General features: G+C 70.5%; 15 protein-coding genes and 1 tRNA gene. 10 read left to right on the plus strand and 6 right to left on the minus strand.

The window, feature by feature from the left end; all coding sequences use genetic code 11:
• Positions 1-39: 39 nt before the first annotated feature.
• Complete coding sequence (locus tag O7613_RS26260; protein ID WP_282290532.1) at positions 40-1,020, minus strand: zinc metalloprotease; 981 nt, start codon at positions 1,018-1,020, stop codon at positions 40-42.
• Positions 1,021-1,254: 234 nt separating this feature from the next.
• On the opposite strand from O7613_RS26260, the gene O7613_RS26265 reads away from it, so the two are divergent.
• A tRNA-Gly gene (locus tag O7613_RS26265) sits at positions 1,255-1,328 on the plus strand.
• A 153-nt stretch (positions 1,329-1,481) separates the two neighbouring features.
• On the opposite strand, the gene O7613_RS26270 is transcribed toward O7613_RS26265, so the two are convergent.
• Positions 1,482-2,306, minus strand: a complete 825-nt coding sequence (locus tag O7613_RS26270; protein ID WP_281585714.1) for a hypothetical protein — start codon at positions 2,304-2,306, stop codon at positions 1,482-1,484.
• 74 nt (positions 2,307-2,380) lie between these two features.
• Here O7613_RS26270 and O7613_RS26275 point away from each other — a divergent pair, with 74 nt between their 5' ends.
• A complete protein-coding gene (locus O7613_RS26275) occupies positions 2,381-3,031 on the plus strand; it encodes a 2'-5' RNA ligase family protein (protein ID WP_281585713.1) in 651 nt (216 codons plus the stop codon).
• On the opposite strand, the gene O7613_RS26280 is transcribed toward O7613_RS26275, so the two are convergent.
• Positions 3,016-3,507, minus strand: a complete 492-nt coding sequence (locus tag O7613_RS26280; RefSeq protein WP_282290533.1) for a GNAT family N-acetyltransferase — start codon at positions 3,505-3,507, stop codon at positions 3,016-3,018. The two genes, O7613_RS26275 and O7613_RS26280, sit on opposite strands and share 16 nt — an antisense overlap.
• 58 nt (positions 3,508-3,565) lie before the next feature.
• Between O7613_RS26280 and O7613_RS26285 the strand changes: the two genes are divergently transcribed.
• The 3 genes from O7613_RS26285 (at position 3,566) to O7613_RS26295 (ending at position 6,170) form a co-directional block, all read left to right on the plus strand.
• Positions 3,566-4,120 carry an NUDIX domain-containing protein gene (locus O7613_RS26285; protein WP_282290554.1) on the plus strand — a complete coding sequence of 185 codons (555 nt, stop codon included), beginning with the start codon at positions 3,566-3,568 and terminating at the stop codon, positions 4,118-4,120.
• 70 nt (positions 4,121-4,190) lie between these two features.
• Positions 4,191-5,243 carry a MerR family transcriptional regulator gene (locus tag O7613_RS26290; RefSeq protein ID WP_282290556.1) on the plus strand — a complete coding sequence of 351 codons (1,053 nt, stop codon included), beginning with the start codon at positions 4,191-4,193 and terminating at the stop codon, positions 5,241-5,243.
• A 48-nt stretch (positions 5,244-5,291) separates the two neighbouring features.
• On the plus strand, positions 5,292-6,170 hold the full coding sequence (locus O7613_RS26295; RefSeq protein WP_282290559.1) for an LLM class flavin-dependent oxidoreductase: 879 nt from the start codon (positions 5,292-5,294) through the stop codon (positions 6,168-6,170).
• Positions 6,171-6,223: 53 nt separating this feature from the next.
• On the opposite strand, the gene O7613_RS26300 is transcribed toward O7613_RS26295, so the two are convergent.
• Both O7613_RS26300 and O7613_RS26305 read right to left on the minus strand, forming a co-directional pair.
• Complete coding sequence (locus tag O7613_RS26300; protein WP_282290561.1) at positions 6,224-6,637, minus strand: ASCH domain-containing protein; 414 nt, start codon at positions 6,635-6,637, stop codon at positions 6,224-6,226.
• A 47-nt stretch (positions 6,638-6,684) separates the two neighbouring features.
• Positions 6,685-7,242 carry a phosphoribosyltransferase gene (locus O7613_RS26305; protein ID WP_282290563.1) on the minus strand — a complete coding sequence of 186 codons (558 nt, stop codon included), beginning with the start codon at positions 7,240-7,242 and terminating at the stop codon, positions 6,685-6,687.
• Between the two features lie 161 nt (positions 7,243-7,403).
• Here O7613_RS26305 and O7613_RS26310 point away from each other — a divergent pair, with 161 nt between their 5' ends.
• The 4 genes from O7613_RS26310 (at position 7,404) to O7613_RS26325 (ending at position 11,643) form a co-directional block, all read left to right on the plus strand.
• The gene (locus tag O7613_RS26310) at positions 7,404-8,045 is read left to right on the plus strand and encodes a septal ring lytic transglycosylase RlpA family protein (RefSeq protein ID WP_281585706.1); all 642 of its coding nucleotides are present in this window, start codon (positions 7,404-7,406) and stop codon (positions 8,043-8,045) included.
• Positions 8,046-8,113: 68 nt separating this feature from the next.
• Positions 8,114-9,241 carry a PP2C family protein-serine/threonine phosphatase gene (locus tag O7613_RS26315; protein ID WP_281585705.1) on the plus strand — a complete coding sequence of 376 codons (1,128 nt, stop codon included), beginning with the start codon at positions 8,114-8,116 and terminating at the stop codon, positions 9,239-9,241.
• A gap of 116 nt (positions 9,242-9,357) precedes the next feature.
• Positions 9,358-11,214 (plus strand): acyl-CoA dehydrogenase, encoded by a 1,857-nt coding sequence (locus O7613_RS26320; RefSeq protein ID WP_281585704.1) that lies wholly within the window; start codon positions 9,358-9,360, stop codon positions 11,212-11,214.
• A gap of 159 nt (positions 11,215-11,373) precedes the next feature.
• The gene (locus O7613_RS26325; RefSeq protein ID WP_281585703.1) at positions 11,374-11,643 is read left to right on the plus strand and encodes a DUF6458 family protein; all 270 of its coding nucleotides are present in this window, start codon (positions 11,374-11,376) and stop codon (positions 11,641-11,643) included.
• 104 nt (positions 11,644-11,747) lie between these two features.
• Here O7613_RS26325 and O7613_RS26330 read toward each other — a convergent pair whose 3' ends face one another.
• The gene (locus tag O7613_RS26330; RefSeq protein WP_282290566.1) at positions 11,748-12,281 is read right to left on the minus strand and encodes a histidine phosphatase family protein; all 534 of its coding nucleotides are present in this window, start codon (positions 12,279-12,281) and stop codon (positions 11,748-11,750) included.
• A gap of 116 nt (positions 12,282-12,397) precedes the next feature.
• On the opposite strand from O7613_RS26330, the gene O7613_RS26335 reads away from it, so the two are divergent.
• Positions 12,398-12,688 (plus strand): DUF6458 family protein, encoded by a 291-nt coding sequence (locus O7613_RS26335; protein ID WP_281585701.1) that lies wholly within the window; start codon positions 12,398-12,400, stop codon positions 12,686-12,688.
• Positions 12,689-12,691: the final 3 nt, after the last annotated feature.

A 12,691-nucleotide genomic window follows, 5' to 3' on the forward strand; every position in this document is an offset into this window, starting at 1 on the left:
CCGAGGACGGGGCCGGCGTCGGTGCGTGGTGGGGTGAGGTCAGGCCGCGCGGTACGCGTTCCACGCGGTGAGCATGCGGCTCGCCTGGCCGGCGGTGAACTGGTACATGCAGGAGTCGTAGGTGTAGTCCATGAAGTTGGTGATCGGGTCCTTGCCGGTCGCGGAGCAGGTGTCCCGGCCGGTCGGGCACTGGTAGGCGGGGGACGCCTCGGCCGGGGTGTCGGAGACGCCGTCGCCCGAGCCGGAGCAGCCGCCCTGGAAGGTGTGGTAGAGGTTCAGCCAGTGGCCGATCTCGTGGGTGCCGGTGTCGCCCTGGTTGTAGTTGGTCGCGGTGCCGCCGGGCAGCGACTCGTTGAGCACGACGACGCCGTCCATCTTGTCGAGCGTCCGCTTCGGGAAGGTCGCCCAGCCGAGCAGGCTGTCGCTCAGCTCGCCCAGGTAGATGTTGAGCGTGTTCTTGCCGCCCTGGCGCAGCGAGGTCTTCATCGAGCGCTCGGCCGAGGAGCCCTGCACGATCGGGTACCACGACGTGTTGGTCACGCGGTTGATCTTCGTGAGTGAGAAGGAGAACGCGGTGGCCGCGCCGCCGGTCGAGCCCGCGTACGCCTGGTTGAGCACGCTGATCTGCTGGTTGATCATCGAGTCGGTGATGTTGCCGCCGGCCCGGGTGCTGTTCTCCTGGATCACGTGCACGACGACCGGGATGGTCACGGTCGCCAGCGGGGCGACGGCGCCGGTGCGGAAGTTGGCGCGTGCGCGTTGCGCGGCGGCGAGGTCGGCCTCGCGCTCGCGTACCTGCTGCGCGGTCAGCTCGTTGGGGTCGAGCTTGACGTTGCCGCCCTTGGCGACGCGGGCGTTGGCGTGGCTGTCGGCCGGCTCGGCGCAGCCGCCGGCCGGGGCGGCCGAGAAGGCCGAAGCAGCGGGGACGACGCCGACGGCCGCGGTGCTGAGCAGCAGCGCGAGGGTCGACGTCGCGACACCGGCGGTACGCCGGGTCAGCAGGTTGGGACGGAGTCCCATGGGCCCACCTCTTTCTGACGACGTGACCGGGGGTGTGTCACGTCGGGTCGGAAACGTGGGGCAGACGTTACATCCCATCGACGCATTTGAGAACGGCCATATGTTGCCGGCATGCAACATCCCCGGCCGGTCCGCACCGGGCGTTCTTGATCCACTCCAGTTCGGCGAGGTGGTGGCGACGCGGGGGTACCTGGGTGCACGGGGGCGGTGACCTCAGGTACAGTGGTGCCGCCTGCGGGTGTAGTTCAATGGCAGAACATCAGCTTCCCAAGCTGACAGTGCGGGTTCGATTCCCGTCACCCGCTCCACAAGTAGGGCCCAGGTCAGGGTTTGTTCCCGGCCTGGGCCTCACTCGTTCCGGTCACTTCTTGCGCTTGCCGTGTCCGACGTGGGCCCGGGTGGAGGCGTGGCCCTCCGGGGACGAGCGACCGAGTTGACGGCGGCAACGGCTACGGCATTGCTCATGAAGGCCTCGGCCAGCGGTCCCTGCATGCGCGGACAAACCATGAGTCAAAGACATCCCGGATGGACTCGGCCGAGGGTGATCTGTCTTCCGATGGCAAGTATTCGTAAGAATACTTGTCTCGACTGATGCGACCGTCCGGGCCCCATCCCAGTAGGGAGTAGAACAAGTCGCCATTGCCTAGCCGAAAGCCGTGCACTACCGGTACGAAGTTGTAGCCGTACGGCTCAAGCGTGATGCGGCGGCGCGCGAGAGCGGGAGATTGCTGCATGTCGTAGATCTGCGTGAGGTTGTTGCGTCCCTCATCGACCCACTCCGTCGGGAACAGGCCACCCGCGTCGCTCTCCACGACCGCCGCCATGCGTATCTTCCAATCTTGCAACTCGGTCCTGTTCAGCCAGAACCCGATGCTTGGCCACGCAGTGTAGAGCGACATGCCAAGCACATCCAGACACTTCTCCTCCGGCCGCTTGATCGACCTGATGCGATCGATAAGTATCGCGTAAACATCTAACGGGTCGGCGAGATGCTTCTGTTCGGAAGAATTGTCTTCGACGCGCTGTGCTATGGAGCGCACCTCCAGAAACACGGCGCCTAGGGTGGCAAAGATCAACGTTTGCGTCAAGCCGCTCGTATCTTTGAGGTCGACGCGGTCGAGGACAGGCTTCATCCATGGAATATTCAGAACCAGGATGATAATCAATCCACCGAACACAATGACGGGTTGCAGGAGGTCGAGGATGCGGGTTCCGAGTTGTCGCAACAGGTGCCTGAACTGCTTCCGCTGAAGCTGTCGGCCGATGTGAACCTGCTGGTCAGGCATCGTTTCCCCATTAGAGTCATGTAGTTATGGATGGATGATAGCATCGGCCGGTTTAGAGTGGTACAGTCCAGTACGTGGGACGAGTGGATGTGCGGGTGCGACAGTCGGATATCAGTCTGGAAACGACGCTGTTAAATGTGGCGATTCTGCCGCCGCAACCGATAGCGGCAGAGGTGCAGCGGCTGAGCGGTGAGCTCCAGACCCGCGGCGGTCTGATACACGTCGATGGGCAGCAGCGTCTAGCCCATATGACGCTCTACATGGCTCGCTTTTCGCGTCTCAAGATCGATGAGATCGTCCTGCGTGTGGAGGCGCTTGCGGCCAGTCGACGTTCACCGATCACCTCGGAGCACACTGGCTACTATCTGACTCCGGGGAACTACTACGAGGTCTCCTATGCAAGGAGTCCAAGTATGATGTCCCTGCACAACGAGGTTTCTGACGCTCTGCTACCGCTTCGCTTCTCGCCCGGGCAGCCGGTCGTCGAAGACTTCTTCGCTCCATATTCTGCGGCGCAGGAGGAGCAAGCCAAGCGTTCGGGGTACGACTTGAGCGGCGATCTCTACCGGCCGCACGTAACGATCACGCGCTTCGCGACCAGACCGACGGCTGACCTTCCGACGTCCCCTGTCGACCTTTCCTTCAATATCTCGCGCATCGGGTTGTTCGAGGCAGACAAGCTTGGCGCGGTAACCGAGCCGATCGCCTGCTACGACTTGGGATGAAGCTCCAGGACGTGCCGCCGGCCCGGCTGCCCGCCCAGGTCCACCTCGCCGGCCGGCACGAACCCGGTACCCCGGAGCACCGCCAGCGACGCCGGGTTCGCCAGCGCCGCGTCGGCGACCAGCCGGCGCAGCCCGTACTCGTCTCGGGCCAGTTCACAGACGCGCCGTACGCCGTGTCGGGCCAGGCCGCGCCCGGCGGCGCGCGCGGCCACCCGGTAGCCCAGCTCGGCGCTGCCGTCGGCCACGTCGACCAGGTTGAACCGCCCGAGCACCGCGCCGTCATCGTCGAGCAGCACGTGGAAGCGGCACGTGCCGCGAGCCTGTTCGTCGAGCAGGCCCGCGTGCCGGGCCGCGAAGTCGGCGAAGTAGTCGTCGCCCCGGTCGGGTACCCATCGGGCGAAGTACTCCCGGTTCTCCCGCTCGAAGCGCAGCACGGCGGGCGCGTGGTGGGCGGCGAGGCGTTCGAGTTCCGGCACCGAGCCAGGCTAAGCGGGCGCGCCCGACGGCGTCGTACCCCGCTGGCACTATCGGCGCATGCGGGACGAGATCCGGGCCCTGGTCGAAGGGCTGACGCCGGGTGACGAGCGGGAGGCGCGGCACCGGGAGGCGACGCTGGCGTGGCTGGCCAGCACGACGGACATCTTCCGGCGGGTCAAGCCGCGCACCCCGTCGCCGCACCTGGTCGCCTACTTCCTGCTGCGCGACCCGTCCGACGGCGCGGTGCTGCTCGTCGACCACCGCAACGCCGGCATGTGGCTGCCCAGCGGCGGTCATGTCGAGCCGGGCGAGCATCCGGTGCGCACGGTCCGCCGCGAGCTGCGGGAGGAGTTGGGTGTGCCGGCGGTCTTCGCGCCGCCGTTCGGGGAGCGACCGGCCTTCCTCACCGTCACCGAGACGGTCGGCCCGCCCGAGAGCCGGCACACCGACGTCAGTCTCTGGTATGTGCTGACCGCCGGCCGGGACCAGCGGCTCACCCCGGATCCGGTGGAATTCCGGGGCGTCCGCTGGTGGACGCCGGCCGAGGTGGCCGACGCGCCGGCCGGCTCCGTCGAGCCGCACCTCGGACGGATGCTGGCGAAGCTGGCTTGACCCGGCCCCTGCGGCAAGCATCAGCGTGGTCCGGGCCGGCCACCCGGGTCGGCGCGAGGAGGAGAGCGACGTGCGGCTGCTGACCATCGGCGCGTTCGCCCGCGCGGCCCGCCTGACGGCCAAGGCACTGCGGGTCTACGACGACTGCGGGCTGTTGCCGCCGGCCGCCGTGGACCCGCACTCCGGCTACCGCTACTACGCGCCGGAGCAGCTCGACCGGGCCCGGCTGATCGCCGCGCTGCGCCGGGCCGGGATGCCGCTGGCGGAGATCCGGACCGTCTGCGGCCTGCCGCCGGAGGCCGCCGTCGAGGCGCTCGACGCCTGGTGGCGGCGGGTCCGTGCGGACACCGCGGCCCGCGGCCGGGCCGTCGCGCTCCTCGTCGACCAGCTCAGCGAGAGGGGCACCACCATGTCCGAGCACACCTTCCGGTACGCGACGCGCTGCGAGACCGGCGCCGTCCGTGACTCCAACGAGGACGTCGCGTACGCCGGCGGCGCGCTGTTGGCGGTCGCCGACGGCGTACGCGGTCCCGGCGGGGCGGACGCCAGCGCCGCCGCGGTGGACGCGCTGCGGTCGCTGGAGTCGGCCGACGTGCCGGCCGCCGACCTGCTGTCCGCGCTTGCCGACGCCGTGTCCCGGGCCGACCGGGCGGTACGCGCGCGGGCCACCGACGTCGACCGGCCGGCCAGTACGCTCACCGCGATCGTGCGGCGCGGCACCCGGCTCGCCCTGGTGCACGTCGGGGACACCCGCGCGTACCTGCTGCGGGGCGGCGAGTTGTCCCGGCTCACCCAGGACCACACGTACGTGCAGACCCTTGTCGACCAGGGGCGGCTCACGCCGGCCGAGGCCGGGGTGCATCCGCAGCGGGCGCTGCTGGCCCGGGCGCTCGGTGCGGGCGCCGAGGTGGAGGCGGATCTGGCACTGCGTACCGCCTTGTCCGGCGACCGTTACCTGCTCTGCTCGGACGGGCTCTCCGCGGTGGTCGACCCCGGCGCGTTGCACGCCGCGCTGGCCGGCGCGGACGACCCGGAGACCGCCGTCGGGCGGTTGGTCGACCTGGCGTACGCGGCGGGCGCGCCGGACAACGTCGCCTGCGTGGTGGCCGACGTGACGACGTGAGCCGCCGGCCCGGGCCGGCGGGCCGGGTCGGGCCGTACCCTGGCGATCATGCGGATTGGCATCGTGATCCTGCCGGACCAGCGGTGGTCGGAGGCGCGGCGGCGGTGGGCGCAGGTGGACGAGTGGGGTTTCGACCACGCCTGGACCTACGACCACCTCGGCTGGCGTGACCTGGTCGACGGGCCCTGGTTCGATTCGTGGACGACGCTCACCGCGGCGGCGACGGTGACCTCCCGGGTCCGGCTGGGCCCGCTCGTCGCCTCGCCGAACTTCCGCCACCCGGCGGCGTTCGCCCGGCAGGTGACCGCGCTCGACGACGTCTCCGGCGGGCGGGCGCTGCTCGGGTTGGGCGCGGGCGGCATCGGCTTCGACTCGGCGGTGCTCGGTGGGGAGACGCTGCCGCCGCGGCAGCGGGTCGACCGGTTCGCCGAGTTCACCGAGCTGCTCGACCGGATCCTGCGGGAGGACGGCACGACCTGGCGCGGGGAGTGGTTCGCCGCGGTGGACGCCCGCAACAACCCCGGCTGTGTCCAGCAGCCCCGGGTGCCGTTCGTGGTGGCCGCGAACGGGCCGCGCTCGATGCGGCTGGTGGCCCGGTTCGGGCAGGGCTGGGTCACCACCGGCCTCGACGGCGACGACCTGGAGAGCTGGTGGGGCACGGTGGCGGAGCTGTCCGACCGGATGACGCGGACGCTGGAGCAGGCGGGCCGGGACCCGGCCACGCTTGATCGCTACCTCTCGCTCGACTCGGCGCCGGTGTTCTCCCTGACCAGCGCCGATCTCTTCGCGGAGCAGGTGGCCCGCGCGGCCCGCCTGGGTTTCACCGACGTGATGACGCACTGGCCCCGGGCGAGCAGTTGGTACGCCGGTGACGAGGCGGTGCTGGCCGAGGCGGCGGCGCTGCTGCCCGACCTGCGCCAGGTGTAAGGAGGGGGCCCCGCTTAACGCTTTCTGCATAAGCGGGGCCCCCTCCTAACACCTCAGGTGCCGACGCTGCCCTCCGTGGAGACCAGCCGGAAGCGGAGGCAGACGATCTCGCTGTCATCGGTGACGGGGGTGCCCTGCCGGGCCCAGTAGGCCCCGTGACCGGCCCGCCACTCCTCGATCGACCGGTCCCCCTCACCCTCGGCGCGGGCGAAGTCCCAGGGCACGTCGGCGAAGCGCACCACCTCGACGTTGGTGATCTCGACGACGCCGACGAGCGCGTCGTGGTCGTCGACCAGGGCCAGCCGTTCGCCGACGTGCTCCAGCTCCTCGTTCTCCTGCGCGTACTCGCCGGTCAGGCCGGCAGTGGCGGTCTTCTCGCCGGAGAGCACGAGCGCGTTCAGGCGGGCGCGCAGCTCGCCGGGGGTGCCGAGGGCGAGCGTGCGTAATCCATCGATGCGGGGCCACATTCCGCCGAGGCTACGGCACGCCTGAGCCCGGATCGGGTGCCCGGAGGTCACTCCTCGCCGGGGAGCTGGTCGCCGGCGAGCAGGGCGCGCAGCCGTAGGCGCTCGACCACGGCGGGTGGACAGGTCGCCACCAGCGTGGCTGCGCCGACCAGGTGGGCGCCGCTGTCCCGGACCACCCGGCGCAGCGCGTCGAGCTGTGCCCCGGTGTCGACCCAGTCGTCCGCCAGCAGCACCCGGTCGCCCGGCGCGAGCCGCCGGCGGTCCACGCCGATGCGGAGCCGCTGCCCGCGGTGGTCCGGCGGGGTCTCGGCCCACCGCATCGGCCCGATCCGGCGACGCTCACCGCCGTCCTTGTACGCGGGCAGGAACCCGGCGCCGGCAGCGACCGCGACCAGCGGGCCGAGCAGCAGCCCGGTCACCTCGGGGGCGATCACCACGGTGGGCCGCGCGTCCGGGAAGAGGCCGGCCAGTGCCGGCCCGACCTCGGCGAGTACGTCGGGGTCGCGCCACCAGCCGGAGAGGTCGCTGACCAGGTGGCTGCTCTCCGGTCCGGGGTCGGCCCACCGGAACGACTCGACCAGGCGATGCGTCAGCACGTCTCCCATCCTGCACACCGTCCACCGTTCGGCCCAATGGCGGTGGCTTGATCGGCTACACGTAACAGGGTAAATGTGGGCATAGCATCATGATCACGTTGACTTCGGAAGTACCTCTCTCGTTACGGTCCGGGCCGGTTTTTGTTCCACCGACGAAAGGACCGGGCCCGGTGGCTGCTAGGCACCTTCGTACCCGCAGATTGCTCTCCTCGCCCGCCGGCATCGCCGCCACCGCGGCCGTCGGCGTGGCGCTCGCGGTCGGCGGCACCGTCGGCGCGGTGCAGCTCACCGCCGCCGAGCCGCCCGCCCAGCCGGTCGTGGCCGAGATCCCGCCCCCCACCTCCGCCGCGCCCTCCCCGAGCGCGTCCGCCTCGCCGAGCGCGTCCGCCTCGGCGAGCCTCAGCGCATCGCCGAAGGCCAGCCCGAGCCCGAAGCCGACCCGTACGCAGCCGGCGTCCCGCGGCAAGGCCCGGACCGCGGCACCGAAGCCCACCGCGACGAAGAAGAAGACCGCCGCCCCGAAGGTCGTGGACAGCGGCTCCTGCGGCGCGTCCTTCTACGACGAGGGCCAGATGACCGCGAACGGTGAGACCTTCAACCCGGACGCGCTCACCGCCGCGCACAAGACGTTGCCGTTCAACACGAAGCTCCGGGTCACCAACCCGGCCAACGGCAAGTCCGTGGTGGTCCGGATCAACGACCGTGGTCCGTACATCGACGGTCGGTGCATCGACCTGTCCCGCGCCGCGTTCGCGGCCATCGCATCGACAGGTCTCGGTGAGGTGAACGTCCGGTACGAGGTGCTCGGCTGATCGGCCTCTCCGGCAGAACTTCCGCGCCGGACGGCCCGGGTTCATTCTCCGCTTCACGTCCATCAGGCATGCTGTCGGATGTACGTACGCGACCCTTCCAGCCGGGCCACGGCCCGCTGAGCCCCGGATCCCGCGCCGGCCTCGGCGCGGCTCTCGTGCTGCTCGCGATCGTCTCGGCCGCGGAGGCCGCCGACGGCCGTTCGGTGCACTATCTGGCGCTGATGGCCGCGGCGCCCGTGCTCGCCGGCGCGCTTGCCTCCTGGCGGGTGGTGTTGGCGGTGGGGGCGCTGGCCACGGCCGCCGCTGCCGCCTTCGCCGCGGCCGAGCCGAGATGCTCGCTGGCGACCGGGGTGAGCGGGGCGGCCGTTGTGCTGGCCACTGTCATCGCCGCTGCCACGGCGGCGATCCGGCAACGTCAGGCGGAGCGGATCGAGGAGTTGTCCCGGCTCGCCGCGGTCGCTCAACAGGCGGTGCTGCGTCCGCTCGGTCCGCAGGTCGGCACGCTTGCGGTAGCCGCGCGCTACATCTCCTCCACGGCCACCGCCGAGATCGGCGGCGACCTCTACGAGGTGATGGACACCCCGTACGGCGTCCGCATGATCATCGGCGACGTGCGGGGAAAGGGTTTGGACGCGGTCCGGCTGGCCAGCATCGTGCTCGGCTCGTACCGGCATGTGGCGTACGAGCGGGCCGACCTGCGCGCGGTGGTGACCGACCTGGACCGGGCGGTGGCCCGCAACGTCGGCGACGAGGACTTCGTCACCGCCGCGCTGGTCGAGGAGCGCGGCGGCACGCTCACCATCGTCAACTGTGGACATCCGGCGCCGCTGCTGCTGCGCCGGGGCGCGGTGATCCCGTTGGAGCCGCCGGCACCCGCGCCACCGCTCGGTTTCATGCCTGTGGTCCGGCCCCGGGTGGAGCGGCTGGAGCCGGGCGACCGGCTGTTGCTGTTCACCGACGGGCTGGGCGAGGCCCGGCGGGACGGGGAGTTCTTCCCGACCGCCGACCGGGCCTGGCGTCTGCTCGGCCACGGCACGGTCGGCGACGGGCTCGCCTCGCTGGAGACCGCCCTGGTGGAGTGGGTGCACGGCCGCCTCGACGACGACATCGCCCTGGTCCTGATGGAGTACGCCGGGCCGCGCAGCGCGGCCGGCGCGCCGGTGCCGAGCTGGGAGGTCGGCGCCGCCGACGGGTGAACCGCAGGTGTGTAATCGCTGTCACTTCCGTGATCGGCTTGTCGTTGCCTACCGGTCAGTAATACAGTCTGGAGTTACTGATCGGTAACACCTGTCCGGAAGCGGGGCCAGCGAGCATGACCCACTACAAGAGCAACCTTCGGGACCTCGAGTTCAACCTGTTCGAGGTGTTCGGGGCGGACCGGGCGTTCGGCCAGGAGCCGTACACGGATCTGGACGTCGACACCGCCCGCAGCTTCCTCTCCGAGGTCGACCGCCTGGCCCGCGAAGACCTGGCCGCCAGCTACACGGACAGCGACCGCAACCCGCCGGTTTTCGACCCGGCGACGCACACCGCGCCGCTGCCGGCGTCGTTCAAGAAGTCGTACCAGGCGTTCATGGACTCGGAGTTCTGGCGGCTCGACCTGCCCGAGGCCCTCGGCGGCACGAACGCCCCGCGTGCCCTCTGGTGGTCCCTCGCCGAGCTGGTGCTCGGCGCCAACGCCCCGGTCTGGATGTACGCCTCCGGCCCGTCCTTCGCACACGTGCTGCACGTCGAGGGCACCGAGGAGCAGAAGACGTGGGCCCGGCTGTTCATCGAGAAGCAGTGGGGCTCGACCATGGTGCTGACCGAGCCGGACGCCGGCTCGGACGTGGGCGCCGGCCGCACCCGCGCGGTCCCGCAACCGGACGGCTCGTGGCACATCGAGGGCGTCAAGCGCTTCATCACCTCGGGTGAACACGACCTGAGCGACAACATCGTCCACTACGTGCTGGCCCGCCCGGTCGGTGTGGAGGGCGTCGGCGGCCCCGGCACCAAGGGCCTGTCCCTCTTCGTGGTGCCGAAGTTCCACTTCGACGCCGAGACCGGCGAGCTGGGCGAGCGCAACGGCGTCTACGCCACGAACGTCGAGCACAAGATGGGCCTGAAGGTCTCCAACACCTGCGAGGTGACCTTCGGCGAGCACGGCGTACCCGCCAAGGGCTGGCTGTTGGGCGAGAAGCACGACGGCATCCGCCAGATGTTCATGATCATCGAGTACGCCCGGATGATGGTCGGCACCAAGGCCATCGCCACGCTCTCCACCGGCTATCTGAACGCGCTGGAATATGCCAAGAACCGGGTGCAGGGCGCCGACCTGGTCCAGCAGGCCGACAAGACCGCCCCGCGCGTGACCATCACCCACCACCCGGACGTGCGCCGCTCGCTGCTGATGCAGAAGTCGTACGCCGAGGGACTGCGGGCGCTCGTCTGCTACACCGCCGGCTGGCAGGACAAGGTCGCGATCGCCGAGGCGGCCGGTGACGAGAAGGCCACCAAGCTGGCCAAGCGGGTCAACGACCTGCTCCTGCCGCTGGTCAAGGGCGTCGGCTCGGAGCGGGCGTACGAGCTGCTCGGTCACGAGTCGCTCCAGACGTACGGCGGCTCCGGTTTCCTCCAGGACTACCCGCTGGAGCAGTACGTCCGGGATGCCAAGATCGACACGCTCTACGAGGGCACCACCGCCATCCAGAGCCTCGACCTGATCTTCCGGAAGATCGTCCGGGACAACGGCAAGGCCCTGATGGCGGTCGCCGGCGAGATCCAGGAGCACATCACCTCCGAGGCCGGCAACGGCCAGCTCAAGGAGGAGCGGCTGGCGCTCGGCAAGGCGCTCGCCGAGATCCAGACCATCGTCGGTGTGATGACCGGTTGGCTGGGCGAGGCCCAGGCCGGTGACGCCCGCGCGCTCTACAAGGTCGGCCTGGGCAGCCGCCGGTTCCTGCTGGCGATCGGCGACCTGGTGGTCGGCTGGCTGCTCCAGAAGCAGGCCGACGTGGCGTTGAAGGCGCTCGCCGGCGAGGTTTCCGCCACCGACAAGGCGTTCTACACCGGTAAGGTGGCCGCCGCCCGGTTCTTCGCCCGCGAGGTGCTGCCCCGCATCGGCGCCGACCGGCGGATCATCGAGGGCGCCGACCTGGAGATCATGGACCTCCCGGAGGAGGCGTTCTAAGCCTCATCACCCCTTTCACCGACGGCCGGCGGGCGACAGCCCGCCGGCCGTCGTCGTTGTGACACCCCGGGTGGTGAGGGCGGCCGGTGGGCGGGTAACCCGTCGCGGACCACGACCGGAGTACGCCCAAGGGCCATCGCACGGGGGAGTGCAGCGCACATGGGCATTGGCAGCGCCATCTTTCTCATCGCGCTCGGCGCGATCATGACCTTCGCCGTCCGGGCCAACGTCTGGTGGATCGACCTGCGCGCGGTCGGCTGGGTCTTCATCCTGGCCGGGCTGGGTGTCCTGCTGACCACGCTGTGGTTCTGGCAGGACCGCCGCAAGCGCGCCCGCACCCTCATCGTGGAGGAGAACCGGCTCTCGCACCCGACCGCGATGATGCCGCCGCCACCCGACCCGCCGCCGCCGACGGCCCCGCCGTCCTGACGTCGCGCGTCCACCCGGGCTGACGCCGCGCGTCCAGTCGGGCTGGTGTTAATAGGGGGCCCCGCCTATACCGCAGGCGTTAAAAGGGGCCCCCTCCTTACACCTCAACCGCGGGGGGTGTGGCGGGCGGTCAGGGGGGCGTGGGGGGAGACGTCGGGCCAGGGGGTGGCGGGGTGGTGCACCACGATGTCTGTGGTGCGCAGGCCGTCCGGATCGGCCCGTTCGGGGTCGAGCAGCGCCGAGAGCAGGGAGATGCCCGGATTGTGGGCGATCAGCAGGACCGTGCCGGCTTCCGGGTCGACCGACCGGACCAGCTCCAGCAACTCGTCCGGGTGTGCGTCGTACGCGGTCGGCTCGTACCGCACCACAGGTGTCGACCCCGCCGGACCGCCCTCCGGCGGGGAGCCCGTCATGCCGAGCGCCACGCCGTGCCAGGTCTGGCGGGTGCGTCGGGCCGGCGAGCAGAGCACCACGTCGGGCAGCAACTCGTGCCGGGCCAGCCAGGCGCCCGCCGCCGCCGCGTCGGCGTGACCCCGGGCGGTGAGCGGGCGTTCCGCGTCCGGGCCCTGGCGGGACTGCTCGGCCTTGGCGTGCCGTAACAGCACAAGCGTCCGCCGTCCGTTCCTGCCGTCCGTCATCCGCCCAGCTTGCCTGATTGGCGATCGAACCGCCTGGGTATGTCGATGTGTGCCGCTACCTCTATCCATGGCCGCGGCGGGCAGGAACGCCAGCAGGACGCCAAGGAGGCGACGTCATGGGCATCGGTGCAAGCATCTTCCTCATCGCGGTCGGCGCGATCTTCGCGTTCGCCGTCGACGCGAACCTGGGTTGGCTGAACCTCAACGTGGTGGGCTGGGTGCTCATGCTCGCCGGGCTCGTCGGGCTGATCACCACGCTCTTCTTCTGGAACAACCGTCGCCGCGTGGTCGCCGCGCCGGTGCGCGAGCAGGTCGTCGCGGAGCCGGTCGTGCCGGTGCAGGGCGACCGGGTCGTGCGCGAGGAATACCGCGAGGTGCACCGCCCGGGCTCGGGCTACCCGGTCTGACCC

Origin of the sequence: Micromonospora sp. WMMD975, from assembly GCF_029581215.1 — a bacterium.
GTDB lineage: Bacteria > Actinomycetota > Actinomycetes > Mycobacteriales > Micromonosporaceae > Micromonospora.